This is a genomic window from Burkholderia sp. Bp8991 (genome assembly GCF_003853795.1).
In the GTDB taxonomy this organism is placed as follows: domain Bacteria; phylum Pseudomonadota; class Gammaproteobacteria; order Burkholderiales; family Burkholderiaceae; genus Burkholderia.
The window spans coordinates 1-596 of the sequence record NZ_QTQJ01000087.1 but is presented as its reverse complement, the minus strand read 5'-3'; the positions used below and the strand labels follow the sequence as shown (position 1 = coordinate 596).

Below are 596 nucleotides of genomic sequence, written 5' to 3'. Positions count from 1 at the left end.
ACGTTGCAATGGATTCAACCAAATCAGGCCGACCACCTGCGCGACGAATGGCTTGACCGGCTTCTCGGCTGCCAGCGTCATATTCCCTGCAGCCTCCTTGGCAGGCGCAGCTTGTGCCGGACGCATCACTGACGTGGTCAACAGAAACACCATGAGCGCAGCCAGGCCAGGTACAACAATGAATCGCTTCATCCAATCTCCTATTTCCAGATGTGCCGGATCGGGTTGCTCTACGTAAGCCATCAGCATGGCCATGAGTACGACGGTAATCAGCCATGCCGAAACGGCAATAGCGACACGTCGCGGCCATGTAGCGATTAGCGCCTTCAAATCACACCCCCGACCTTCAAATAAAGTTCTCCTTCACGTTGATCCACGATCGCGCCGGGAATATTTCCTTCGCTACCCTCGGTGTGTACCCATTCATGCAGCGGCAAGTCATCGAATTTTCCGCGTGAAAAATATTCGTAATACCTCTTGTTTGGATTGTCATCCGGAATACCTTCACCCATCCGCCAGTCCGCCTCGATGCGCAAGTCGTAGAGTTGTTCGGGCGTGATGTAGCACAGGCCCACCGCAACGTCATACGCAAGCGC

2 pseudogenes are annotated in these 596 nt (G+C 54.4%); both read right to left on the bottom strand.

The annotated features are described in order from the left end of the window. Positions 1-243: pseudogene (locus tag DIE02_RS35270) on the bottom strand (virulence factor); the annotation flags it as partial. 83 nt (positions 244-326) lie between these two features. After that, a pseudogene (locus DIE02_RS35265) lies at positions 327-596 on the bottom strand (hypothetical protein); the annotation flags it as partial.